Here is a 25,882-nt window from a genome sequence, read left to right as displayed (position 1 = left end):
CTCACCGTTTCAATCCCTTGCTGAGGCCGAGCAAGGCTGCAACAGGTTCGTTGAGCACTTGGCCGCACTAGAAGGCCTCGGCTGGTCAAAGTGACGACACATTAAACGAAAGCTTACCTTTCGAGGGGTCGACATGCGTCGACGTATCTAGGAATGAAGTGCGCGACGGCACAGTCGGCGGTTTGGTCAAGTTCCTGAGCGCCGGTCACTCCCGCCCGTCTCTATGCCAGGTCGCCAGAAAAGCCTTCTACGCGCCTTACCCGGGGCCGCCCCCCACCCTTGGCGAGAGAACCTCTGCGTCAGAGGCGGAGAAGGCAATCAGGACATATCCACTGGCACGCCTCGCGGCCATTCCGACGTGCGTTTTCCATTTCAGATCGGCCAGATCCCGCTGTGATACGATTAAGGGGGTGAGTTCGCGCGTCGAGTGGCGCCACTCGTTCTAGGAGAGCGCCATGGTCGCGAGAACCGTACGATTGCTGATATCCAGCTTCTGGAAGATTCGATGAAGATGAACCTTGATGGTGCCTTCGGCAATATTCAGGCGACGGCCGATTTCCTTGTTCGACAGCCCTTCAGAGACAAGCCGCATGATCTGCCGCTCCCGCTCCGTTAGCTGGGTCAAGGGCTTCTCTTCATCAGTTGCGGGGGGGTCCTTACTGCTCTCCTGGCTGGTCCGTGGAACAGACAGCGGTCTCTGGCCCTGTGCAACCTGTCGCAAGACCTCCACCAGCGTCGCCGGTGTCGCATCCTTCGAAACCACGGCATGAGCGCCATTCGCAGCCAGTCTCGCCAATTCACGGTCCTCGGCTAAACCGGTAAAGAATACCGCGCGCGTACGCAGGCCTGCGGACTTAGCGAAAGCGAGGATTTCCACTCCATTCATGTCGGGCATTGCGACATCGAGAAGCAAAATGTCGGGAACAAGACGTCGCATCGCCTCGATGCAGTCTGCACCGCGGCCGCAGGACGCCACGACAGCGAAGTCATGCTGCGCTGCAAGAGTGATATTGATCCCTTGCAGGACAATGGGATGTCGGTCTGCGATGACGACTGTGATGCGGCGCATGCTTCGTCAACCTATTCCCAGAAACCCTGCGGGCGCTAGCTTAATCCCGTTAGACGACAATTCATTGTAAAGCAGGCCATATTTACCAAGGCTGCAATTTCGCTCTGACAGAATGTCGCACTCCCCTCGGACTTACTCCGGCAACACCTGAGAGCAACATCACCAAATCTCAACCAAAGGATGCGTAAGGTACCTCAAGTACGCAGGGCTTTGAATAAACTCCAAAAATGCAAATTCATCGCGAAAAGGGCGGAGTTGAGATCAATTGACGATAGTTTCTATATAGAAGTTCGCGCAATAAGTGTGGCGGCGCCATGGCTGGGACATCCCGTCATATGATGACCGACATCCACTATTGTTACGTCAGGCCCTATTACCAACGACATATAGGGACATTTCGATTTCAAATCTACCATGAGCCAGAGTTCGCCCAGAGGAGTGAGGACTCGACTCAAGGGAGTGACAAAAAGGAATTTCCTTCTTTTAAAAATTGGCTTCAACCTTTTTCAAGTTCGGTCGCGTGCCGGCCCGAGGGGCTCAGAGGTGCGAGTTCTGTCTCCGAACCGGCACAACCGCTAGTAATGAGTAGGTTGTCACATGTACTGTTCAATTATTTTACGCCAAGCACACCAAGCTCTAATCGTTCAATTCGCGGAATTGCAGAATTTGCGCAGTCGCGTGCTGGAGGCCGAGCAGCGACTGCTCGGTACACGGCGACGGGCGAACATGCAGGCGAGATTCCGGCGCGTTCGTAAGCGCGGACTGAGCCGGTAGTGCCGGCACTTCATGGAGCTAGGCCGCCGGCCCTCAAGCAGGATCGTACTTGCTCAATCGGGGTATGACCTGATAGTTCCCTCCACTTGGATGGGGAAGGGTTCTATGCAGAAAGACGATTGGGCATCAATGCCCACAGCCGAGCTGTGGGCGCTCTACGACGGGGTGACCGCTGTCCTCAGTCGCAGACTGGCTGCAGAAAAAGCCAAGCTGGAGGAGCGGCTTCGCCGAATAGAGGGGGCCGCCGGCACAGCCCGAAGCGATGAAACTGTGCGCCGCCCTTATCCGGCAGTCTTGCCCAAGTACCAGAACCCGAAGAACCCCTCCGAAACCTGGTCGGGTCGCGGTAAGCAGCCCCGGTGGCTGAAAGCCCAGCTCAGAGCCGGAAAGAAGCTGGATGATCTCCTGATCGACCGGCCATCCAAGCGGCGGCGGACCGGCTGAGCCCTGCTGGACCGGTACGGCGTTCGCATACCAAAATTGGCGGCTTGGCCTCTCTCAGCGGTCACGGTCCTCTTTACCGTTCGGACTACCGTCGCCGCCGCCGTTGCCATAGCCATAGCCATAGCCATTGCCATTGTTGCGATGCACAGCGTGGCCGCCCGAGCTGGCTATCGCGGTCGAGGTTAGAGAGGTGGAAAGCAAAAGGGTCATCACCGGCGGAGTCACGGCTGCAAATTTTCCGCAGCTCTTTAAGAACTCCCGGCGATCCTCACTCTCTTCGATATCAAGGTGGGTCATCACCACACACGAACGCCTATTTAATAATAACCCAAAACCGACAAATCACAACTTAAATATGTTAATTGTACGGTTTTAAGTTTCAACTTGCAATCACTCCTCGCTGCAGTCTCTCGACATTGGACGAAACAGGCACCAAGTCGTCGCGCAAGAAGCGTCGAAACGCTCTCTGCAAATAGGGCCGGCAATCGCGCTCACGCCGCCCCCCGGTTCCATAATATTATTAATTTTGACATTTAATTTGATCGGATTTATCTATTTTGATATAATCGGAAATGATCACGTGGCTGAAGCAATAACCGTCAGGAGATGCGGATTGTACGTCGATTTTCAGCTTCACTCACTCAGCAGACTCTTCGCCCGGACGGATTCCCTGCGGTACGAGTACGCCAATGCCCAGCCTTGGCCCCACATCGTCGTCAATGACGCGTTTCCCGAGAGACTGTTGGACATGGTCGCCGCCGAATGCGCGGCGATCAAGGCAGCCCGGCTTATTGCAACCAACACTGATCGCTTGGTGAAGCAGGAAAGTTCGGAAGGTTTGGGGCCGGCTACCGAGCATCTACTAGAGTTCGTCGACAGTGATCGTTTCAGAGACTTCATCTCGGGCATAACCGGAGTCGAAAATCTTATCGCCGATCCGACGCACAAATTCGCCGGGGTGCACAGAACGCCCGCAGGTGGCTTCACGAAAATTCATCGCGACTTCGAGATTCACCCAGCGACCGGCCTCTTCCACCGTGTAAATCTGCTCATTTATCTCAATAGGGACTGGCCCGACGATTATGGAGGCAGTTTGGAATTGTGGCCTCCAGATATGTCAGCGCTTGGACGCCGAATCTTCCCAAGATTCAACACCATGATCGTCTGGGAGACACATGGAGCCACGCTGCATGGCTTGCCTGATCCCGTCGCTTGCCCAGCCGAACGAATGCGCCTCTCGGTCGCAGCCTACTACTACACCACGACGCGCCGTATCCCCGCACGCGGCGAGCGCCGTGTCCGGTATTGGGCCGCCCGTCCTGGCGAAGACCAGTCGATCGAGCGCATGAGCTGGCAGGATCAGCTTCGCGCGCTCATCCCCGACCGGCTGTACAACGCGCTCAGGGCTGCGCGCGACCGGATATCAAGGCCTCGCCGCCCGAAAGCATCATGAATTTTTTCTCAGTGGCAACGGTGGGACCCGCCCCATGACCGGAACCGACGCCGGACAATCCTTCAGACACGTGCGACCCGCTGGTGCGGAGACACGAGTTTCCGGCCGACCCGGCTTCTCACTCGCCCGCCTCCGAACCCTGATGACGCGCGCCGTCGCGGCAACGGAGCTGGATCTTTCCGGATTGACCGTACTGACCGAAGCCGCGACCGGAGCTTATGCTGTGACCGCCGTCATCGCCGCGATGGCCGGAGCGGCACATGTCTACGCGCTCACCAAGCCCACCCGCCACGGGACGGTGGCCGATGTCCGGCTGCAGACGCTCGACCTTGCCGCTATGCTCGGCGTCGCCGATCGCATTGAGATTGTGGAGGAGATCAGCCTCGGTGTGCTCCAGAGCGTCGATATAGTGACCAATAGCGGTCACCTTCGACCCCTGACGGCCGCGCTGATCGACCAGTTGCGCAGTGACGCCGTGATTGCCTTGATGTTCGAGGCCTGGGAGTTTCGCCGTGAAGACCTGGATATCGAAGCGTGCGCGAGGCGCAAAATCCCGGTCGTCGGCGTGAACGAGCGACATCCTGCCGTCGATGTCTTCTCGTTCCTCGGGCCGCTCAGCGTGAAGCAATTGCACGATTGCGGTCTGGCGGTCTATGGCAGCAGAATCGCCTTGCTATGTGACAACGACTTCCTTGAACCGCTGCGCGCCGGGCTTGCAGGTGCAGGCGCGAGCGTTGAGACATTCAATAGTGTCGCGGCGGTTCATTCCGACGCGTGGGATGCAATTCTCGTCGCGCTCCAGCCGGCGGCAACGCTACGCATCGGTGTAGCGGAGGCTGCACATCTCGCCGCCTGCGCACCCGCAGGCGCTGTCGTGGTACAATTCTGGGGCGACATGGACCGCGCCGCCCTCACTCGAAACGGGCTTGCGCTCTGGCCCGCGCAGCCTGTCGGGCTGGGCCATATGGGCATTCTTCTATCGGAGATTGGCCCCGAGCCCATCGTACGGCTGCAGACGGGAGGATTGCGCGCGGCCGAATGGGTTCGGCGCGGCGGCGCCATAAAGCCGGACGGCTTCGCTCAGCTCGTACCGTGGCAGGGATTGACATGACGAAGCGGCTGGAACCGGATGTCGTACTTCTTGCGGACGGACCAACCGGCTTGGCAGCTCTTCGCTCGTTGGCCGCGCAGTGCCGCGTGGCCCATGTCTTCCGAAAGCCAGATCAACCGGAGGACAATGCGTTCAGGGCGTTTGCGAAAGACCGCGATATCCCGATTTCGGAGTTGCGTGAGTTGAATCAGCTTCGGAATCTGATCACCGACCTACGCCCGGCTGCGGTCGTGATTTCCTCTTTTGACCGCATCATCCCGGCGCAGATTCTCGCGTTGTGCCGTTTCATCAATGTGCACTATTCGCTTCTACCGCACTATCGCGGCCGCGCTAACGTGAACTGGGCGCTCATCAACGGCGAAACGGCCGCCGGCATCAGCATTCATCTGGTCATCCCGGAGCTCGATGGCGGCAATCTGCTGTTTCAGCACGCGATTCCGATCGGTTCGAGCGACACAGTCACATCCCTCTACGATCGTCTCAACGCAATCCAGGAACGTGAGCTTGGCGGCGTGGTGCTCCGAGCCATCACGGGTTATCAGGGCGTCGCTCAGACTCCCGATCAAGCTTCCTATGGCTGCGCTCGTGTGCCGGAAGATGGAGAGATAGATTGGCGACAGCCCACCGATGTCATTGACCGACTGATCCGCGGCTTGACACCGCCATTCCCCGGCGCCTTCACCCACCTCGATGCTCAACAGCTCATCATCGCCGGCGCGTCGCCACGGCACGACGCTCCTGCTTATGTCGGCCGCGTTCCAGGACGGATCGTAGGCCGCTCAGCCGCCGAGGGTTGGGTGGACGTGCTCACTGGCGATGGCGTCCTGCGCATATTCCGTATTCTTACATCCAATTCCGAACACCCCTGTGCTGCCGCATCCGTCTTAGGATCGACACGCGCTACTCTTGGTCTGTCGCGCCTCGATCTTCTCCGCCGGATCGTCGCGCTCGAAGACAGGCTAGCCTCGCTCGAGCAAGTCAAATGCGTTCAGGAATAGTCTGCAGCTTGCCGCTGGTGGAAAGCGGCAGGTGCCCGGCACTTATACCCTTTCCTGCACAACCGTCGCCCACAGCCGATTATCGCCTGGCAATTGCAGACGAACCCAGCGATAGGGCACCCGCGACCACGATTTGATCTGAGGCGTGAGATTGTCGAGGACGAGATCGCCGCTCCGGGTGCGTACGAGAAGCACCAGATGATGCTCTCCCGAATTGAGGACGACCTCGCTCAACAGCAGGACTCTGGCCGGCCAGCCCCGCTGGAGCAACTCGTGGCGCTTGCTCACCGCGTAATCGTTGCAATCGCCCCGATCGGGGTTGATGACCCACTCCTCGCCTGCAACGCCCAGTTCGTTGCGAACGGGCACGATCGCGAGGTTGACTGCACGGTTAATCTCTTGCAGATCCACCCAGCGTTCCTCAGTCAGCCGGACCGGCCCGCCGCGGAATGATCGCCGCGGACGACATTCAGCTGCATGACGCAGGCAAAAGACGGTGTACGCGAACGGAGCAAGTGTGGCGCGTCCGAGCACAATGTGCTGAGGGGCCCGCTGCCAGACCGCGGGCACGGCCACACGGCCCACACGCGCCCCCTGAATCCCTCCGATCATGACGGCAACCGTCACCGCGATCACTGAGCAGGAGGTATGCATCTGCCGATCCCCTTGAGAACGCAAAACGGAGGTTCGGATGAACTGACAGGGCAGCGATGAGCGTGGCTGTACGCAATTAATTGAATTATCTGATTTTAAATATATATTATTATTAAAATATAAAATCAACAATTAAATCAAGGCGACGCATTTAAATGACTGATCGCAGATGCATGACGAGAGGCCGCATCTGGGTCTGCGGCAGATCCGGGAGGGACGATTGAGCAATCCCACAGCGATCGGCTAGACCCCGGGGCACACTGAGCGGGTCTCGCAACAGCGAGCCGATCCACTAGGCGAACCGACACGGTCGATTCTAATAATCCGAATTTATGAGAGAATTAAATTACTTCTTGAGATCTAATTATTGATTTAATCTGTCGCCGACGCGATCTTTCTCTGAATGGAGCCCCCTGCAACGGGAGTGTTTGCAAATGCCGGACGAGCTGCTGGTTATCCTGGGAGTCGAGGCCACAATGCTCATCTTCATCGCGGCGATGACCCTGCACGTCAGGCGCACGGATGTACTGAGTGGGCGGTTCTTCGAGCCGTCGTCAGTCACGCGGGACAAGGGGCACTTGCCGCAATCACTCCGCGCCGGCGTGCGGGATCTGCTGCCGTTGATGCGGTCGCGGATCAGGATCAATCCATTCAGTCTGTCGCTGTGGGGCGGCCTGGCCAGAAGCCTACAATCGGGTCTTCGAACAGCGCTGCGAAGACCGTCGTTGCTTGCGGCACGTTTCCGTCGAGCCGGAACGGCCATTGCCACCGATTCCGGTCGCAACGTCTTGCGACGGCCTGGTGGCAAGCCCGGCGCTCTCAGACGCACCGCGCCAAGTCCGAGCGCTCACGCTGTCGAGGCTCTGCTATTCCGCCCAGTGAAGCGTCAACGCTCCTTGAAGGCGCGCTCCGCCTGATCCCGTAGCGGCTTGAGAAGATAGGACAGCGCGGTCCGCCCCGACGTCTTGATGAAGACTTCGACCGGCATGCCGGGCAACAGCTTCGCCGACCCAAGCTTCGCCAGGTCCTCCGCGTTCAGCAAGACACGACCGGTGTAGTAGCTCGTGCCGGTGCGCTGATCCTGTGTAATGTCCGCGGAGACAACGCCGACCTCCCCGTCGATCTCGGGCGTGGTTTTCTGATTGAAGGCCGCAAAGCGCATCGTCGTGGTTTGCCCCACATAAACCTGATCAATGTCCCGAGGCGTGATCTTGACCTCAACTGCAAGCGAGTCAGCATCGGGCACGATCAGCATGATTTGCTCGCCGGGAGAAATTACACCCCCGACGGTATGAACGCTGAGTTCGTGGACCCGGCCGGACTGCGGCGCCCGGATATCAATCCGATTCAGCTGATCGACTGCCGCCGTCTTGCGCTCGGAAAGTTCGGAGAGTTTCGAACGCGTTTCGATCAGGTCCTTGCCGACCTCCGTCCGCAGGTCCTGATCGATCTGAATGATCTGGAGTCCAATTTCCGCTATCTTGCCCTTCGACTGGGCTATCATTCCTGCCAGCTGGCTACGCTCGCCGTCGAGACGGGCGGTATCGCGTTCGAGGGAATTGAGCCGCGTGATCGGCACCAGGCTTTTTTGCCAGAGGCTGCGCACGCCTTCTAGCTCCTGGCGGATCAGATCGATCTCTCTTTGCTTGGCCTCGGTCTGGCCCGTCAATCCCTTGATCTCGTTTTCCAGCTGCACACTTTTCTCTTGCAACTGCGCCTTTTGGCCACTCCTGGACAGGCGACGCAGGTCGAATAACGTCCGCTCCGCGGTGATCGCCCGGCCCGCCTCAGAGTTGCTTTCTTTAGTCCGGTCGATCAGCACCTTGGGAAACGCAATTTGCTCGACACCGTCGCGCTCCGCTTCGAGGCGAGCCTGCCGTGCGAGCAGTTCATCAAGACCCTTGGTGACAATTGTTGCGTTTGCCAGCGTTTGGGTCTCGTCGAGACGAACCAAAACGTCGCCGACATTGACCCGGTCCCCCTCCCGCACGCGAAGCTCGCCGACGATCCCGCCCGTGGCGTGCTGAACTTTCTTCACGCTCGAATCTACCACGACGACACCCTGGGTGATCACCGCACCCGACAGTTCGGTCGTTGTCGCCCAGCCACCGACGCCAAACGCCACGGAGCCAAACATGATCATGCCGACGATCATGTAGCGCTGGATGGATTGCATGGCTGGTAATGTTATCTGGCTGTTCATCGGCTGCCTCCGAGACCGTCCGCGACCACCTTGAGCGGTACGGGATTGCGCAGCACCCTCCTGAGGACCTCCTCCCTCTTCCCGAATGATTGAACCCTCCCGTCCCCGAGGACCAGAACATGATCCACACCTTCGAGCGCCTTAGGGCGATGCGCGACAATGGCGACAATCCCGCCGCGGCGACGCACATTGAGGATGGCCTTGGTAAGCGCCTCTTCGCCCTCCGAGTCGAGATTCGAAGACGGCTCATCGAGTACGACCAGGAACGGCTTGCCGTAGAAGGCGCGCGCAAGTCCGATACGCTGCCGTTGACCTGCCGATAGCGCCACTCCACCTTCGCCGATTTTCGTGCTGTAGCCGTCCGGAAGAGAAAGAACGAGGTCATGTGCGCCCGCAGAGTGGGATGCTTCCAGAACCGCAGCGGCCGTCGCCTGGGGATCGAAGCGCGCAATGTTCATCGCAATGCTACCGTCGGACAGTTCAATGTCCTGAGGCAGATAGCCTATGTGCTTGCCGAGCGCGTCCGAAGACCAGTGGTCGAGTGCAGCGTTGTCAAGCTTAATCCTGCCGCGCGCGCATGGCCACGCGCCAACCAATGCGCGCGCGAGTGTCGATTTTCCAGATCCGCTCGGACCAATGATTCCAACAGCCTCACCTTTACAAAGCTGGAACGACACTTCACTGAGGGTGGGCCGCTCCGCATTTGGTGCACCGACATAGAGCTGTTCGATCGTAAGCGTTTCCACAGGGGGAGGCAGCGCCAGTCGCTCCTCTTCGGCCGGCAGAAGCCGCAGCAACTGGTCCAGCCGCAGTCCCGATTGCCGCGCGGTAACAAATCCTTTCCAGTTCGCAATGGCGACCTCGACTGGCGCCAGCGCCCGCGCAGTGAGGATCGATCCGGCAATGATGATGCCGGCTGTCGATTCCTGATTGATGACGAGAACCGCGCCAACGGCAAGAACCAACGATTGCAAGATCGAACGAAAGACCTTGGAGATGCCGCCGAGGCCATTTGCGACATCGCTCGCCCTTTCGTGGGCTGCGAGATACTTCGCGTTGACATCATGCCAACGCAGGGCTGCCTGCTGCCGCATGCCCATCGCCTGTAGAACTTCGGCATTCCGTCGCCCCTCTTGGGCCAGGGCGCTGCGAGACACCGCCAGACGCGAAGATGCTGTTGCCGGCCCTCGCGTTCGCGTTTCAGCGAGCATGGTAATGCCGATCAACACCAGCGCTCCAATCAGCGCGGTGATCCCGATCCAGAAATGAAAGAGGAAACAGACACCGAGATAGATCGGCATCCATGGGAGATCGAACAGCGCCGTCGGCCCTCCGCCCGACAGGAAGCTACGGACCTGGTCAAGATCGCGCAACGGCTGCAGGCCGTCGCCGTCAGTCCTGGTTTTCAGCGGAAGCCGCACGAGTGCATCGAATACACGAATGCCCAGCCTCTCGTCGAAATAGCGGCCGATGCGTACGCTGATCCTGCTCCTGACGAAGTCGAGCCCACCCTGGAACAGGTAAAGCACGGTCGCCAGCACCATGAGTGAGATGAGCGTGGGGATGCTGCGCCCAGGTAAGACCCGATCGTAAACCTGCAACATGAAGAACGAGCCGGTGAGCATCAGAAGATTGCTCATGCCGCTGAAAGCCCCGAGAGCCCAGAAAATCCGGCGGCAGGACCGCAGAAAGGCCGACATCTCTGATTGCGGCTCGTCATAGTCGTCAGCCGGCCGAAGCCGGTCGGGGAATAATCGTTTCCGCAAGGCTTCGACGAGGTTCGTTACCAAGTCAATCAACCGCGGCGCTCGCAGCTCGGCAGCTTCGGCCCACTGTCGTCCGGCAGACCAAAGCCCGGTCAGGTATGATATCTGTATTCGATAAAAACTCGCAGGCGGGGGGGATACCCCCCGCCGTCCAAAGTCATTCATGGCACCCGCCCTTGAACCATGCCTTTGTCCGAAGACCCCCCAAAGAGATCCCCAAGGCACTGTTGAGTACTGCTTCGTGTCGTCGACCTATCTGCTACGCGAAATGGAAGTCGTGGCTGTTCAACGCATCGAGCTTCGTATTCTTCAGCGTGAGGGTGTCGCTCCCCGTCGTGACAACGACGTCGTGGCCGGACTGGGTCGCGTGGGAGAGAACGCTCGCAAAACTGTCGAACACGGTCTTGCTGAACTGGACCGTATCCTGCGCACGACCGCTTGTTGCAAAGTCCTTGATAGCGTCGTGGCCGAAGTTCGTGGCAAATACGAAGGTATCCGCCCCTCCCTTGCCGACCATGACGTCATTTCCGGTCGTGCCGGTCAACGTGTCGCGCCCGCTCGAACCGACGATCGCCTCGCCCGAGCTCTTACCGACCACGTGGCCAGCCGTGTCAACCTGCTCCGCTGTGAAGGCATGAGTCTTCCCCGACAGATCGGATGTCTGGAAGCTCCACTTGCCGTCGGCTCCCACCGCGACTGATCCGGCGGATACCGTCCCGTCAGACAGCTTGACCTGGCTACTGGGGTCAGCAGTGCCGTTGATCGTCGCGGAGTGATTCCAGTGCTGATTTACGTTGGAGATCTCGACCGTGGAGGTGCCGTTGCCGCCGTGCGAGCCAATCGGTGGATCGATCGGCTGGGACAAGGCGCTTGTGTTCCCGGCAGCGTCAGTGGCCGAAGCTACGAAAGTGTGGGACCCGTGCTTGAGATTCGAGGTCGTAACGCTCCAGTTGCCGTCGGTCGCGGCCGTTGTTGTCCCAAGCAGAGTCGTCCCCTCGTAGAGCTTGACCGTACTGCCCGCTTCCGCCGTCCCGGCTACCGTCGCGTGATTGTGCGTCGTCAGATCGCTCAACAGCACCGGCGCAGTCGGAGCCTTCGCATCCACCGTCACCCCCAGTGCAGCAGAGGCTGCGCTGGTAACACCGGAAACCATATCCGTGGCGGTGAAGCTGTGCTTGCCGTCGGGCAACGCGGCAGTCGTATAGTGCCATGCTCCGCTAGCATCCGCCGTCACGGTGCCAAGCTGGGTTTTGCCGTCGTAAACCTTCACGGTGCTCTTCGCAGCCGCGCTCCCCGTCAGCGTCAACGTCTTGTCGCTGGTGATGTGGTCCCCGACAACCCCGGTATCTGTAGAGAACGAGGCAATCTTCGGTGCGGCAGGCGGTGTCGACGAACTCGAACCGGTGCTCCCTGAACCTGACGAACCTGTACCGGACGAACTCGACCCGGACGAACTCGAAGATCCGACGACGGGATCGGACGCCGCCGACGCGGCGCTTACGTTGCCCGCGAGGTCAGTCGCTTTCGCCGTGAGAACGTGTGCACCGGCCGCAAGAGCAACGGTCGTCACCGTCCAGGCACCGCTGGCGTTGGTTGTTGCGCTGCCGACCTGCGTCGTTCCGTCATACACCTTGATGGTGCTGTTTGCTTCCGCCTTACCGGACGCGACTACCTGATTCGCGCTGTTGACGGTATCGCTGACGATCGTCGGCGCGGCAGGCGCCTTGGTGTCGACGGTAACCGCCAGCGCAGCCGACGCCACGCTGGCCTTGCCCGACGAACTGGTCGCGGTAGCCGTCAGCACATGCTTCGCGTCAGTCAGAACCGAAGTGATGTAGTCCCAGCCACCGCTCGAGTTTGTTGTTGCGGTGCCGATCTGCGTCGAGCCGTCATATACCTTTACAGTGCTGCCTGCGGCGGCGGTCCCGTGCAGAGTAATCTTGTTCGCGTCAGTGACGCCGTCACCGGAAATGCCGGTATCGGGCGACCACGACGCAATGACGGGAGAGCCTGGAGCCGCGCTCGTCGTGCCGGAATTCGCCGGCGCGCTGGAATTCGCCGACGTGTTCAGCGCTGCGGTCAGCGCCGCACCGTCATCGACGTTGCCGGAAAAGACCGCATTATTCCCACGGATCAGCGCATCGCCGTACTGGGCCCCACCGATGTGATTGTTGGTAAACGACACCCCCGTGATCGGGGCGCTACCACCGTTGGAGTCCGAGTAGACAGTGTACGCGCCACCATACAGCAGGTTATTGGTGACCGTGACGTTGGAGACCGCCCCGAAGTCGTTGTCAATCATGACCGCTGAGGTCCATCCCCATTGGTTGATGATCGAGTTGCCGGTGATTTGAATGTTGGAGAGCCCTCCATCGATCTGGATGCCATCGTAGTGCGGCGATCCACCCGCATGGAGATCATGGATGTAGTTGCCCTGGATAACGGAGTTGCTTCCGGGCACAATCCCGTTCTCGACATTGAAGATATTATTCCCGACAAACGTGCCGCTCCCCATGATGCCCTGGTTGCCTGTACCGTCGGGAGCACGGCCGGTGCCATCGATGGTGCAGTTCTTGACCACCGCGCCCGTCACTCCGGAATCGATGTTCACAACCGCCCAATCACCAGACGTGATCTTGCAGTTCACAAGCGTCACATTGTCGGCCTGGATATAGACGCTTCCTGTGATGTTGAGTCCCGAGATCACCGCCCCTGCCTTGGTGATCACTACGTCACCAGATGGAGTTAGAGTTACTCCCGCCGGCACGCCGGTGTTCGTCGCGTCAGGCCATGCAGTCGTTGAAGTTGCTGCCAAAATAGTCTCTCCGTCTCTGTGTTGTCCCCGTTAATTGACACTCGACGCTTTCGGACTTTTTCGAACTTTCCGATCTCGCGATTTAATCGCCCAAACGAGATCCGCCGATGCCATGCTTAACGCAGCGTTAATGGTCGGCTACAGAAGGCCTTTTTTTGACGACACCACGGCTCCGCTAAGGTCATTTAGCTGCGTGCGTCGTCAAACTCACGAATCGCGAGACTTCACTTTAGAATTTACATCACGGAAAATAAACGCAATTTGCTTCTAGCCGCGCCCTGGATCGCGATGAAATCCGATGACAGGCGGTTTTAAAGACACTTTTCTTGCGGAGACGGGCACACACCCCTGGCCGATCAGGGAGGCAAACAACCCTTTATACGAAGATATTAATTAAGAATACGATCGCATATATAATTGGCACCGATTATAGGGATTAAATTAGTGACCTCAATCCAGGTCTCTCTGTGGCAAGGACCCAGATGTCGGCCGCATCGAGCGATCCAGGTGCTGCATGGAGATGTCATTCGCGTGCGCGCGCGTCCATCGGCACAATGTCCGTGAAATTGTTCATGGAGGTGCTATCGCAAGTGTTACTGCAACGAAGCTTCGAAGCCGCCGTTCCGAACCGGGGGCCGCGCCGCGAGTGGTGCCCACACCTTGACAAGCATGAGTCTGCGATAGTTGTGTTCTGCGAAGGCAGTCCGCCGTCCCTATGTGGGCTCGGAACTTCCAACTAGACCTTTCGGCACAGAAACACCTTCTCCCCCCGAATAAGTCCACATTGTGAAACCGCCGGTTCGACCGCGGTGAATTCATCGACGATAAAGCCGGCCTGCTCGAGCCGTTCTCGGAAATCGCTACCGAAAAAACGGACGTGATCGTGCTGATTAAAATACAATATGCGGTCGTCCACCGACTTCTGCCTCGCCTGATCCTCAAACGTCTTCTGCCAACCCTCGATGATAGGAATCATCGCAACCAACGTGCCGCCTTTGCGCAAGATCCGGAACAATTCCGGTATTGCGAGACGGTCGTCCACGTGTTCCAGAATATGGCAGCAGATAATCACATCGAATTTGTCATTCTCGATGCCAATGTTTTCAATATTGATATCTAGATCTGCGCCCCTGCCGCCAAATTCGCAGGTCACATAGCTGCGCGGCTTTCTCGCTTGTAGATACTTTTTGAGCCCGGCCTCAGGTGCGAAGTGCAAGATATCCTTGCCCGCAAACAAGTCCCGCTCGGCATCGCATAACGCCAACAATCGGTGCCGCTCATGCGAGAGACAGCTCGGGCACAGCGAATCGATGTTGATGCCCAATCCAAGCGGATTGGCATAGGCAAAGAAACGCCCCCGATATCCGCATACCGGGCACATTCTCTCGAATCTTCCGAACAAGAAGCGGATCGTCCGAAGCCCACTGCGTATCGACCAGACGTATGGACGCAAACGTCCCCTGAAGCTTCCAATCGACGACGTGGCCACATCAAAGTTGCTCATCTTGCGCTCCCAACATCTGCCATTCCCGGAGCGAGGCGCGCACCCCGATGCAAACGCCCCAGAATGTCCACATATAATTCCAGAAATGCACCGTCAGCCCGGTCAGCAGGAAGACCAGGCAGACGATCGTAAATCCTCTTTGAATTTCACTCGGGCGCTGACCCGGAACCGGCAACAGCGCCGAGAGGTTCAGACCAATCAGCAAGATGGTAACCGGCACGCCGTAATGCAGGCTGGTAACCAGCCACACGCTGTCGACCGTGCGATCGAGCAGATAATATCCAAATGTCACAAATCCTGCGCCTGTTAATGGTGCCTGCCAGACCTGGGCCGACACGGCGTCCCAGATCATGAGACGATAAAAGCCCGTCTGCGGATCGAACGTTACGTGCGACAATATCCAGCTGAGCGGATTGTTTGCGGCAAGCGTGACCGCAACAACAAAAGCCCCGGCGCCAATCCACAGCAGGCTCCATCGCCAAGAACTGCGCCACATCAACTGATCATAGACGTAGCTCGAGCCGACGATCGCTATACCCATGACAGCCGCCGAAGAAAGCGACAGCAGCCCACCAACGAAGCACAGGCCCGCCCACATCAATCGCTTCGCGGCCCTTTCCGGTGAGTACAGCAAGATCGCCGCGGCCAGCGAGCAGAATACGCCATAGAGGATAGGGTGATCGAACGTTGATATTGCGCGACGGAGCCCGGCCCGCACGCCATCTCCGCTCGAAGGATCATCCGTCAGGAACATTTCCTGCGGAGGAAAGATAGCAGCTACGGCCTCCCGGGCGATCCAATGCCCGGTCAGAACGTCCCCTACCGCAACGCAGATTGCAATCGCCGTGAACACTTTCAGCAAGCGAACGAACTGTCGAATCGCGGTCGGCCCGAAGACAAACACACGTGCAACGAAATACCCTCCAACGAAGTCAAGGGCCTCAGCAGCGGCGGAAAACGCCGACTGAAGCCCGGCAGCATAGCCAGCCGCGACCACCATTCCGATCGCGAGCATCGCCGCCAGCCCATCCGATATCAGCAGCCGTCGGTTAGGCTGCATTAACCGGCTAAGCGCCGGCAGGAACAAAATGATCAAGCCGATCCGCGTCGGCGTCAGCTTTGCGCCGGCGATCAGCAACTGCAAGCCAGACGGCAGCACAATGCCGACGAGAAGCAGCGGAACAGCAAGACTCGTGCGCGGCTGCACGGTCGATGAAAGCTCGACCGCGGTGGCGCGCGCGTAGGGCCGCCTCGCGACAAGAGCATTGCCGGAGTAACTCATGCGTCGAGCTCCTCGAACCGGTCGGCGAGCGGTGGCGGACCACGCATGCCGCTCAGTTGATGCGGCACAACAAGCCGGCGCTTCATGTGCAGACTACTCCCGCGCCGAACTATCAAATCTCAGATTACGAACCAACGACCAACCATCGTTCTCATTCTGAAGATAGTTGGGCCTATTCTTCCGAAACAGGACGGGCCCGTACTGTCCAGGACCAATGTGATTATTGGTGATCGAGATGCCGGATATTGGACTGTCGTTAAACTTCCCGTCGGAATAGATCGTATAGCTGCCGCCCGCCAGGAGATTGTCCTCGATTACGACGTTGGAGACCGGTCCAAATTCGTTGTCAATCATGATAGCGCTGGCGGCGCCATGCGAATTGATGATCGTGTTGTGCCGGATGACCACGTCGGAAATTCCGCCATCGATCTGAATACCGTCATAGTGCGGGGTGCCGCCGGCATCGAGATCGTGAATGAAATTGCCCTCGATCAGGTTTCTATTTCCAGTCAGCACGATGCCATTTTCGACGTTGGAGATGTTGTTGCGCAGGAATGTGCCCTGCCCCATGATGCCCTGGTTTCCGTTGCCATCAGGGTCCGCGCCCAATCCATCGATCGTGCAATCCCTCACGACAATTCCGGTTTGGTGTGGATCGATTTTGATGACGGCCCAGGCGTTTGCCGAGATACGTGACATCTCGATGGTCACGTTGTCGGCGCTGATGGTAACACCGCCATGGATATCTAGGCCTGAAATAGTCGTACCTCCAGAAGTGACCGTAAGCGGCCCGGATCGCTCCAGCTTGTGATCACCGGGCCCTGTACTGGTTGCATCGGGCCAAGATGCGGACAATCGCGGCTTCGCCGGATCGTTCGGCTCGAGTGCCAGGCCTGTCGCAATCTCGAATAGGGAAACCCAACCGACAATGAACGCTGTGGCGAGCACACCGCGTCCCCATCGGCGCTTACAGCCGCCTGCCGTCGATCCGGCACTGCCGGCGGATACCATCATCATCACGCTGCTTCGGCCCTGTATGTCTGATAGCCGTTGACCCACTCTCGGCGGCGCTTCCAGACTGCTCCCCAGTATTCGGCATTCCTTCGCCATTCCGAATTTCGCGCTACCGCAGCCGCCATTCCGTAGCCGCACCAGCGTGTGAGCGGTGCAATCAAATGCAACACATGGCCGATCGTCCGCGCCGGCCAGCCAAAATGGCGATTGATCAGCGTCATCCGCCCCTTGAACACTTTGACCCGCTTGTCGACAGGCACGATGTCCGATGCGCCGCCATAGTGGACGATGGTGGCGTCAGGCGTGACGGCGGGGTGCGCCCCCAATGAGCGTGCACGCTGGCAGAGGTCCGCCTCTTCTCCGTACATGAAGAATATCGGATCGAAGCCTCCGAGCTTGTCCCAGAGCATTCGGTCTATCAGCAGAAAACAGCCCGTAACGATGTCGACGTGCCGCTCGGTATCTCGGTCCCACCCGCCATAGGCCTCGGAATTGAAAATCCGATTTTCCCGGCCGAAATATGTAAACCCCAGCGCAAAGCATAACAAATTCCACAGGCTCATTCTTCGAAAGCAGGACGTACGGTTGAGGCTGCCATCCGGAAAGAGCGTGCGTCCGCCCCACACATGAAATGAAGGATTTTCTTCGGCAAACTCGACCAGGCGATCGATCGCATGGTCAAGAATGATCGTGTCCGGATTGAGTAGAAGTATTCGTCGACCGCGCGCCTCCTGTACGGCCATATTGTTGGCGCGACCGAACCCAACGTTGTCATCCAGCGCAACCAATTTGACCTCAGGGAATTGACGCGAGATCGCAGCGGCACTGCCGTCGGATGAGTTGTTGTCGACAACGATTATTTCATAGCTCGCAACCAATGTTTCCACGACAATTGACGACAGGCAGTCGAGCGTGATGTCTCGGGTATTGTAGCTCACCACAATGATCGAGACATCCAGCTGGCTGCCCGATCCCAACGGCTTTTCACCACCGAAAGCGTTGCTCATCGTAACTCTGCTCCCTTAAGAGCTCTCCGTCTGATGCGGACTACCGCCTTCAAATCGGGTGTATACGCGCCTTCGCGCCGCTGCACTGAATCAGCTTCAAGGTTCTCCATCACATTGTGGCGCCGCTCGTATTGTCGCGCCGCAGCGGGGATTACGAGACGCTGCCGACGGGCAAAGGTCCGGAGGCGCGAGGACACCCAATTGAAGACCGGTGCCTTTTGCCTCAGCGCCGGCTCTTCGACAAATCGCCAAGAGGCGTACGCCAGAATAAGAGTCGCGAGTGCTGCGAAAGTGGCCAGCCGCCAGCCGGCCTGAAGATCAAACATCGTCACCATCGCCAGTATGACTGGCGAATGGATCAAATATACGCCATATGACAGATCGTGCTTGAGCGGCACTCGAGCGGCGAGGTCGGAAAGTCCGAAATACACCACGACGTAGGGTATGCATAACGGCAGCACGACCGCACTGAATCCTCCGGCTGCGCCAACCAATGCGAGTCCCACAGCCAGCCCCGCCCAGAATCCCGATAACGGAATTCTGTCGCCGTAGAGATAGAGACATGTGCCGGTGATGAAGTAGATGAAGAGACTGATGAAGTCCACGAGGCGTTGCGGACAAAGGGCGTGCAGCGAAGGAGCGAACGCCAGCGCGACATAGGCAAGATAGAACAGGCCCCAAACAACCAACGTCAGCACGCGACGGCCTAGAAATCCGACGACGCTCAGCACTACCAGCGCCGCATATGACCAGATCTCGATATTGAGCGTCCAGAGCGGGCCATTGATCTGAACTTCATGTCCATACCGCACGACCCCGGGCAGGTAGTGAGACATCAGCGTGACGGCGTTTTTCAGGTACGAGTAGAGTTCGGGGCTCCCAAAATAGTCAGCCAAGGAGTAAGTCGTGAGGGCGGGGCCCAACACGAACATAGACGCGACGACAACGACGAAAAGTGCGGGGAAAATCCGCAACGCTCTATTCACTGCGAACTTAACCAAGTCGCCCGATCGAACCAGGCCCGGTGCGAGCAGGAAGCCACTTACGCAAAAGAAAATAACGACTGCAAACAGACCGAGCTGAATGAAACCGCCGCTGAACTGATAGAGAACGTCATTGACGCCCCACCACGCGTGGTGAGCGAGGACTATCAGCGCGGCCACAAGCCTGATCTGGTCAAAACCAGGTCCTCGGGCTGACACGCTGGCGAGCCGGTCACTGATCGTCGCTCGCCGGATCAAAGACATCGAATTCTCGCGCAAATTGATATTAAAGCATTATCCCGACGAGATTATTAAATGTCAAAAGAAATTAAACAATGATTATATTTAATGCATGAACCACGCGGAGCATCGAGCTGCCTTTCAATCGGAACCCAGCACCTGCGGTTCGACGGCGCGGCCATCTTTCCCTGCTTTTGAAGCGATCACGACGATGGACTCAGCGAGCGGAAGTGAAAGAGCCCTCGGCATTATCCCTGCAAGAACTGACGTCATGCCAAACAGGCCATCACCGCGACGCGCTGGAATTCCGAGCACCTTGTCAACGTGCAGTCCCGCTGCGGCGCACCACTTCCTCAGTTGCCGAGCCGACGCAAAATGGACTCCAAAGACCTGATATTTGCTGGACCGTTTGGATTGCCTCGCCGCCCGGAGGTAGGATCGAAACGCCCTCGGAGACCTCATGTTGGGCATTTGGATGACGGCAACCGATCGCTCGTGCATGAACCACCGTAGCTGCTGGAGCAGCTTCTGCGGATCACGGGCGAGGTGCAGGAGGTTAAGGCAAATGACACAGTCGTATGCTTGGCGATGCCTTCGTTCGGCACCATTCATATCTCCGTAGATCATTTCGATTCCGTTCGCGGCCGGACCGGCCACGATCACGGGATCCAGAGGTATTGCCACCACTCGCAAACCGCCGGCCTGCAGCCGCTTTTCCGTGCCGCCGGAGCCGCAACCGACCGAGAGAACACTGCGCGCAGCTGTCGGCACCAGAGACACGATTTCGTCTGCCGCTGGCTCATAATAGTCCTTCGAAAAAGCTGCATGCCGGAGACGGGTTTCCGTTGGCAGCAAGGAGCAGGCATCGTACATGCCTTCGGCGACTTGCATCAGAGCGTCCGTCTGCCGGCGAAGCTCTTCTGCGCCGACACCCATCTGACCGATATAGCGGTTGGACAGGTGGTGTACGGTAAAATCCTCCAGACGGGAGATCGGGACCAATTTGGTCAACCCGCACTGGGTATACGGATCTGTTGCTGCTGTGCAGGCAAGATCGTACTTACCTTCATGCGGAACAACGTCGAATCCCCCAGAACGCAGCGCGTTACGGAGCTGCTCGCGCGTCAGGACAAAGCAGGCAGCGTGCTCATTGGTGAAATGCGCCAGAACACAATCGCCCCGCCGTCTGACCGAGGAAGGATCCCAGTGAAAATGAGCATGAACATCGGGGTAGTTTCGGCGGCCATCTTTCCCAAATTCCACCCGTAGAAAACCGGCAATCTCGTTCCCGGACATGAATGGTGTCACTTCGAGCCAAGCGCGGATGTTCCGCTCGGTGACCAGGATGTCGTCTTCCGAATAAATGAAGAGGTCGTATTGGTCGCAGCGCTCTGCAAACAGCTTCTTGTGTGCGAATGGCAAAGACCACGGATTCTTGCTGGGCAGCCCGACAATACAATCTGTTCCGAGCGAAGCCCGTTTGTCGAGATTTGAGAGCACGACGATATCGACGGCGAATGCCATCGACCTATATTCCTTGACGACACGTTCTAGATGAAGATCATTGGTGCTCCCATAACTCGCAATTGCGACCAGCACACGAGGCGGAGCGTGGGCCGCCCGCCTCACCGCCTCCTGAGTGACATGCGTATTCATCGCGCCCGCCAAATCTTGGTTTCAGGGATTACGCTGCTGCAAATATGAGAAACATATCTCCCAAGCTAAACATTTTATCTTTTAATGTCGACATTATTATTGATTTAATTTAAACGCTGTTCCACCATTGAAAAACGATGTGAATTCCGTCGAACATCCCCGACCGAGGCAGCCATCCTGAGGAATCATGCCGGCATGAAGGTGCTGATCTACCCACATTCTATGGAGTTGGGAGGATCACAACTCAATGCTTTGCAGCTTGCCGAGGCAGTTCAACATCTCGGTCATGATGTGACTGTGGCTTCCGAACCTGGTCCTCTCCTGGACAGGGTGAGGGAGGCGGGCCTTAGGCATGTCGAATTTCCGCGGCATCGGGCCCGGCCGTCGCCCACCGTCGGCCGCATGCTGCGCAGTATCGTCAAGGAAGGTTCGATCGATGTGGTGCACGGCCATGAGTGGCCGCCCATAGTCGAGGCCTTTCTGAGCCTAGCTCTATCGAGCAGGGCCGCCGTGGTCGGGACGGTTATGTCGATGTCCGTGCCGCCCTTCCTTCCACGCAACACTCCCCTGACTGTCGGCACAGAAATGATCCGGCAAGCCGCCCTCGCGGCTGGACATCGAGACGTCACCCTGCTCGAGCCACCGGTCGACACGATATCCGACCACCCGCTGCTGGATGGCTCCGGTTTTCGCCTTGCTTACGGAATTGCACCTGACGAGATAACGATCGCGATGATCTGTCGGCTGGTGCCGAACCTTAAGTTGGAGGGTCTGCTTTCGGCCTGCGACGCCGTCGGGGCGATGGCCCTCGACGGGCGGCCCGTGCGGCTGATCATCATCGGTGACGGGCCCGCGCGGCCCCTCGTCTCCGAGCGCGCAGCCGGGGCCAATGCCGCAGCCGGCCGAACAGCAGTCGTGCTCGTGGGTGAGATGTCGGATCCACGCCCGGCCTACGCTGCCGCGGACATTATCATCGGCCAGGGAGGTTCGGCCCTGCGAGGCATGGCGTTTGGCAAGCCGCTGGTGGTCATTGGCGAGCACGGATTCAGCGAACTCTTGACGCAGGAGACTGCCCCGATTTTCCTACGACAGGGCTGGTACGGCCTCGGCATGGGCTCTCGTGGTGCCGGCGCAGAGGCACTTCGATCGGCTCTCGAGACCGCCCTCACCTCTGCACCGCTCCGTCGTGATTTGGGGGCATTCGGGCGCCGTTTGGTGGAACACCGCTTCAGCCTTGAGCACGCAGCACGAGCGATTGAGCAGATTTATCTGCGCGCCGTGCGCAACAAGCTATCTACCCAACAACGTTTCGCAGATGCCACTCGATGCGTTGCCAGCGTTGCCGGCTACAAGCTTCAGCGGAAGTACCGGCGATGGATTGGTTCGGCTTCCGGGGAAGACGACAATGATCTCGCTCGAATCTCTGCCGTTCTATCCACAGCGCATCACGCGATGAAACCAATCGCCTCTCGAACCGATATGGTCGCGTCGGATACGGCCCCAGAGATATCCCAGCACCCCGATCGCTGACCTGCTACACGGCGCGTCGTAGTCTCAGCGGGCGAGTTCTGCCCTTACAGCGGTCGCGACGCGCTCCTGATCCTCGTCACTCATCTGTGCATAGAGCGGCAGCAGGATGGCGTGATCCTGAGCGAGCTCCGATTGCCGCAGAACATGACGCGGCTTCAAGCCAGCATAAGGCGCTTCGCGATGCGAGCACATAATGCCGCGGCGCGTGGCGATTCCCTGATCGAGCAACGATTGCATCATCGCCCGCTGGTCGATTCGATCTGGCAAACGTACACAATAGCTCTGCCAGTTCGACCGGGCCCATTCCGGTTCGAAAGGCAACCGCAGTCCCTCGGTATTGCCAAGCAGTTCGACGTAGCGAGATGCTAACCTGCGCCGTCGAGCAATCAGCTGCGGAAGCCGCTCGAGCTGTTTGCGCCCAATCGCCGCTTGTATATCGGTCATTCGGTAGTTGTAGCCGACAAGGAGGTATTCCTCGAAGATGACGCGCGGCGAGCCGTGACGCACACTGTCCGGAACGCTCATACCGTGCTGGCGCAGGAGCCTGAACTTGCGATCGAGCTCAGGGTCTGCGGTGGAGAGCATTCCGCCCTCGCCAGTCGTCATTACCTTCCGGGGATGGAAGGAGAAGCACGCAATGTGTCCATGGGGCCTGCCGATCGGCTGCCACTCCTCGCCTATCCGGATTTGCGAGCCGATCGCACAGGCCGCATCCTCGATCACGGTGATGCCGTGGCGATTTGCCACGGCCAAGAGCGCGGCCATGTCGCAAGGCATACCCATCTGATGGACTGCGATGACCGCTCGGGTTCGCTCGGTAATGGCTTCGGCTAGCTGCCGGCAATCCAGATTGTATGTCTCCGGATCAATATCGACAAACACCGGAGTAGCGCCCTGATATCGGATGGCGTTCGCGGTCGCGATGAAGGAGTGACTGACCGTAATCACCTCATCGCCGCTACCAATTTCCAACGCGGCCAAGGCGAGCTGCAGGGCGGTCGTGCAATTCGCTACGGCACACGCGTGCGGGGCACCGACCTGGGAAGCGAACTCGCGCTCGAATGCGGCGACCTGCGGCCCTTGCGAGAGCCAGCCCGATAGCACGACTTCGCGGGCAGCGTCAGCCTCCGCCTCGGCCAGAAGGGGTGCCGCAATCGGAATCACGACGCCGCCGCCTGTCCTTGACGGACCGTCGCGTCACGTTCGGTGCGCCACCATTTCACCAGGTCTGCAAGACCCTGCTCAAGTGAAACCGCGGTGCGGAAGCCCAGCAGGCGCTCCGCCTTGCCCGTGGATGCCAGCCGACGCGGGACCGGGTTGACCGAGCGCTCAGGTGCCAATTCGGGCGCGAGGCCGCGGCGCCCCATCACCGATGCGAGAGCTTCAGCGAGTTGGATCAAACTGGTCTCGGTACCGCTGCCGATGTTAAAGACCTCATCGGTAACCTTTGCCCTGGCCGCGAGAATATTGGCCCGCGCGACGTCGCGGACGTGCACGAAATCCATGGTTTGATGGCCATCACCAAAGATGATTGGACACAACCCTGCTTCGAGCCTCTCCATCCACCTGATCAACACTTCGGTGTACCGCCCGTGGATATCCATGCGGCTGCCATAGACATTAAAATAGCGAAATGCCACGTAGTCGAGGCCGCTTACATCATTGAAGGCCCGCAGCAGCCCTTCGTTAAACGCTTTGGCCGCGCCGTAGAGAGTTCGGTTATTATACGGATTTTGCCGCTCGGTCGTTGGAAACTCCTCGGCCATACCGTAGACGGAGGCGGACGATGCTGCGATGATCTTCTCGATGTCGTATTTGGTGCACAGCTCGAGCAGGTCGAAGGTGGCGTCCACCATGACTTCTTTGGCAAGGCGCGGTTCGGTTGCACAATGAGTGATGCGCAGGGCAGCCTGGTGAAAGACGATATCGGCGGACTTGACCAACGCCTCCATCAGCTTGCGATCGCGTATGTCGCCATGAACCAACCGCACCGGTCCACGGCCGAGCGCCCGCCGTACATTTTCAGGCCTGCCCCTGACCATGTTGTCGAGGGCGACGATTTCGATGCAGCCCTCGTCGCAGAGCAGATCAACGATATGCGAGCCGATGAATCCCGCCCCGCCGGTGACCAGAACCCGTTTTCCCTTGAGATCGATCAAGACGCTCTCCTATTGTGGGACCTTGCCATGAGGTCTTGTGAAGTTTGGTCTTCGGCGCTAACCGGCCGGCTGGAGGATGATGTCGCCAGACACGCCAATGTCGATACGACTTCGGCCACCTGTTCCGGCAGCAACTCTGGATAGACCGGAAGTGAAAGGAATTCGTTTGCAAGCATCTCGGTGACAGGAAGATCGCCGGGCCGATAGCCGAGTTCCGCATATGCCTTCTGCAGGTGCACCGGAACGGGGTAGTGAATTCCGGCGCCGATGCTCGCCTCACGCAACCTCTTCAGGGCCTCCTCGCGCTGCGGCAACCTGATCGCATACACGTGGTAGACGTGGCGGCTGTGCCAAGGCGGCTCGGGGTGAGCGAATGGAAGGCTCGATAGCAACGCATCGTATTGCCGGGCGATCGTACGTCGCGCCTCTGTCCAGGATTCGATGTGACGCATCTTCACGTTCAGTACCGCGCCCTGAATGCCGTCCATCCGATAGTTGTATCCGGCGATAACGTGGTCGTATTTTGCCTCCTGGCCCCAATCGCGCAGCAATGCCACGCGGCGCGCGAATTCGGGCCGGTTCGTTACGACTGCTCCTCCTTCGCCAAATGCGCCCAGATTTTTGCCGGGATAGAAGCTGAAGCATCCGAGATCGCCAATCGAGCCGGCGCGGCGGCCCCTGTATTCCGCACCGTGGGCCTGCGCCGCGTCCTCAATGACCACCAGGCCATGGCGACGGGCGATCGACATGATCGGATCCATCTCGGCCATCAGTCCGTGAAGGTGAACGGGTAGGATCGCTTTCGTTCGCGGCGTTATCGCGGCCTCGATGGCGGCTGGATCCATTGTCCATGTTGCCGGATCGACATCGACGAACACCGGCTTGGCGCCGCTGTAGAGAATGGCCGCGGTTGTCGCGACGAACGTCATCGACACGGTGATGACTTCATCGCCCGGTCCAATGCCTGCCGCGAGCAGCGCCAAATGAAGCGCCGATGTCCCACTGTTCACTGCGCGACAATGGGCCGTCTGGCAATAATCCGCAAAACGTTGCTCGAACGCCGTCACCTCCGACCCCTGCACAAACTCCGCACTGTTGATAACCCGTGCGACTGCCGCGTCGATGTCGAACTTGATCTGGCTGTATTGGGCTTTCAAATCCAGAAATGGTATCAATGTATGACCTCAGAGCTTGTCGAGATTTAAAATATTTAAACTATT

General features: G+C 58.5%; 21 protein-coding genes. 6 read left to right on the top strand and 15 right to left on the bottom strand.

Annotated elements, in window-relative coordinates; genetic code table 11:
• Positions 1 to 442: 442 nt before the first annotated feature.
• Positions 443 to 1,069 carry a LuxR C-terminal-related transcriptional regulator gene (locus tag UB31_RS26725; RefSeq protein WP_045001639.1) on the bottom strand — a complete coding sequence of 209 codons (627 nt, stop codon included), beginning with the start codon at positions 1,067 to 1,069 and terminating at the stop codon, positions 443 to 445.
• Positions 1,070 to 1,948: 879 nt separating this feature from the next.
• On the opposite strand from UB31_RS26725, the gene UB31_RS26720 reads away from it, so the two are divergent.
• Positions 1,949 to 2,287, top strand: coding sequence for an H-NS histone family protein (locus tag UB31_RS26720; protein WP_045001665.1), 339 nt, complete (start codon positions 1,949 to 1,951; stop codon positions 2,285 to 2,287).
• Between the two features lie 54 nt (positions 2,288 to 2,341).
• Here UB31_RS26720 and UB31_RS26715 read toward each other — a convergent pair whose 3' ends face one another.
• Positions 2,342 to 2,584 carry a hypothetical protein gene (locus UB31_RS26715; protein ID WP_045013021.1) on the bottom strand — a complete coding sequence of 81 codons (243 nt, stop codon included), beginning with the start codon at positions 2,582 to 2,584 and terminating at the stop codon, positions 2,342 to 2,344.
• Positions 2,585 to 2,900: 316 nt separating this feature from the next.
• Here UB31_RS26715 and UB31_RS26710 point away from each other — a divergent pair, with 316 nt between their 5' ends.
• From UB31_RS26710 to UB31_RS26700, 3 genes are all read left to right on the top strand, one after another.
• Entirely contained in the window at positions 2,901 to 3,740 is an 840-nt protein-coding gene (locus tag UB31_RS26710) for a 2OG-Fe(II) oxygenase (RefSeq protein WP_082078633.1), read from the top strand.
• A gap of 142 nt (positions 3,741 to 3,882) precedes the next feature.
• A complete protein-coding gene (locus UB31_RS26705; protein ID WP_045013020.1) occupies positions 3,883 to 4,851 on the top strand; it encodes a hypothetical protein in 969 nt (322 codons plus the stop codon).
• Entirely contained in the window at positions 4,848 to 5,849 is a 1,002-nt protein-coding gene (locus tag UB31_RS26700; protein WP_045001635.1) for a methionyl-tRNA formyltransferase, read from the top strand. The genes UB31_RS26705 and UB31_RS26700 overlap by 4 nt, the downstream gene beginning before the upstream one ends.
• A 42-nt stretch (positions 5,850 to 5,891) precedes the next feature.
• Here UB31_RS26700 and UB31_RS40705 read toward each other — a convergent pair whose 3' ends face one another.
• A complete protein-coding gene (locus tag UB31_RS40705) occupies positions 5,892 to 6,503 on the bottom strand; it encodes a transglutaminase-like cysteine peptidase (RefSeq protein ID WP_082078628.1) in 612 nt (203 codons plus the stop codon).
• A 434-nt stretch (positions 6,504 to 6,937) separates the two neighbouring features.
• Between UB31_RS40705 and UB31_RS26690 the strand changes: the two genes are divergently transcribed.
• Positions 6,938 to 7,420, top strand: coding sequence for a hypothetical protein (locus UB31_RS26690; protein WP_045001633.1), 483 nt, complete (start codon positions 6,938 to 6,940; stop codon positions 7,418 to 7,420).
• On the opposite strand, the gene UB31_RS26685 is transcribed toward UB31_RS26690, so the two are convergent.
• From UB31_RS26685 to UB31_RS26645, 9 genes are all read right to left on the bottom strand, one after another.
• Positions 7,390 to 8,706: an HlyD family type I secretion periplasmic adaptor subunit gene (locus tag UB31_RS26685; protein ID WP_045001631.1), complete on the bottom strand. Its 1,317-nt coding sequence runs from the start codon at positions 8,704 to 8,706 to the stop codon at positions 7,390 to 7,392. The genes UB31_RS26690 and UB31_RS26685 overlap by 31 nt on opposite strands.
• Positions 8,703 to 10,406, bottom strand: a complete 1,704-nt coding sequence (locus tag UB31_RS26680; RefSeq protein WP_045001629.1) for a type I secretion system permease/ATPase — start codon at positions 10,404 to 10,406, stop codon at positions 8,703 to 8,705. The genes UB31_RS26685 and UB31_RS26680 overlap by 4 nt, the downstream gene beginning before the upstream one ends.
• Positions 10,407 to 10,731: 325 nt before the next feature.
• Entirely contained in the window at positions 10,732 to 13,200 is a 2,469-nt protein-coding gene (locus UB31_RS26675; protein ID WP_050044835.1) for an Ig-like domain-containing protein, read from the bottom strand.
• A gap of 823 nt (positions 13,201 to 14,023) precedes the next feature.
• Positions 14,024 to 14,791, bottom strand: coding sequence for a class I SAM-dependent methyltransferase (locus UB31_RS26670; RefSeq protein ID WP_082078627.1), 768 nt, complete (start codon positions 14,789 to 14,791; stop codon positions 14,024 to 14,026).
• Positions 14,778 to 16,073 (bottom strand): O-antigen ligase family protein, encoded by a 1,296-nt coding sequence (locus UB31_RS26665; protein WP_045001627.1) that lies wholly within the window; start codon positions 16,071 to 16,073, stop codon positions 14,778 to 14,780. Before UB31_RS26665 ends, UB31_RS26670 begins: the two co-directional genes overlap by 14 nt.
• 93 nt (positions 16,074 to 16,166) lie before the next feature.
• Positions 16,167 to 17,090 carry a right-handed parallel beta-helix repeat-containing protein gene (locus tag UB31_RS40700; protein WP_197090859.1) on the bottom strand — a complete coding sequence of 308 codons (924 nt, stop codon included), beginning with the start codon at positions 17,088 to 17,090 and terminating at the stop codon, positions 16,167 to 16,169.
• Positions 17,090 to 18,094: a glycosyltransferase family 2 protein gene (locus UB31_RS26655; RefSeq protein ID WP_045013017.1), complete on the bottom strand. Its 1,005-nt coding sequence runs from the start codon at positions 18,092 to 18,094 to the stop codon at positions 17,090 to 17,092. The genes UB31_RS40700 and UB31_RS26655 overlap by 1 nt, the downstream gene beginning before the upstream one ends.
• A complete protein-coding gene (locus UB31_RS26650) occupies positions 18,091 to 19,341 on the bottom strand; it encodes an acyltransferase family protein (protein WP_045013016.1) in 1,251 nt (416 codons plus the stop codon). The genes UB31_RS26655 and UB31_RS26650 overlap by 4 nt, the downstream gene beginning before the upstream one ends.
• Before the next feature lie 117 nt (positions 19,342 to 19,458).
• Positions 19,459 to 20,841 (bottom strand): class I SAM-dependent methyltransferase, encoded by a 1,383-nt coding sequence (locus UB31_RS26645; RefSeq protein ID WP_197087135.1) that lies wholly within the window; start codon positions 20,839 to 20,841, stop codon positions 19,459 to 19,461.
• A 327-nt stretch (positions 20,842 to 21,168) separates the two neighbouring features.
• Between UB31_RS26645 and UB31_RS26640 the strand changes: the two genes are divergently transcribed.
• Complete coding sequence (locus tag UB31_RS26640; protein ID WP_082078625.1) at positions 21,169 to 22,503, top strand: glycosyltransferase family 4 protein; 1,335 nt, start codon at positions 21,169 to 21,171, stop codon at positions 22,501 to 22,503.
• 24 nt (positions 22,504 to 22,527) lie between these two features.
• Here UB31_RS26640 and UB31_RS26635 read toward each other — a convergent pair whose 3' ends face one another.
• From UB31_RS26635 to UB31_RS26625, 3 genes are read right to left on the bottom strand one after another with little or no spacing between them, the layout of a single operon-like run.
• Positions 22,528 to 23,667: a DegT/DnrJ/EryC1/StrS family aminotransferase gene (locus UB31_RS26635; RefSeq protein WP_045013015.1), complete on the bottom strand. Its 1,140-nt coding sequence runs from the start codon at positions 23,665 to 23,667 to the stop codon at positions 22,528 to 22,530.
• Entirely contained in the window at positions 23,664 to 24,662 is a 999-nt protein-coding gene (locus UB31_RS26630) for an NAD-dependent epimerase/dehydratase family protein (RefSeq protein ID WP_045001621.1), read from the bottom strand. The genes UB31_RS26635 and UB31_RS26630 overlap by 4 nt, the downstream gene beginning before the upstream one ends.
• The gene (locus UB31_RS26625) at positions 24,659 to 25,837 is read right to left on the bottom strand and encodes a DegT/DnrJ/EryC1/StrS family aminotransferase (protein WP_045013014.1); all 1,179 of its coding nucleotides are present in this window, start codon (positions 25,835 to 25,837) and stop codon (positions 24,659 to 24,661) included. Before UB31_RS26625 ends, UB31_RS26630 begins: the two co-directional genes overlap by 4 nt.
• Between the last annotated feature and the right edge of the window lie 45 nt (positions 25,838 to 25,882).

This window comes from Bradyrhizobium sp. LTSP849 (assembly GCF_000938255.1).
GTDB lineage: Bacteria > Pseudomonadota > Alphaproteobacteria > Rhizobiales > Xanthobacteraceae > Bradyrhizobium.
The sequence above is the reverse complement of the archived record's forward strand: the minus strand, read 5'-3'. Positions and strand labels throughout refer to the sequence as shown.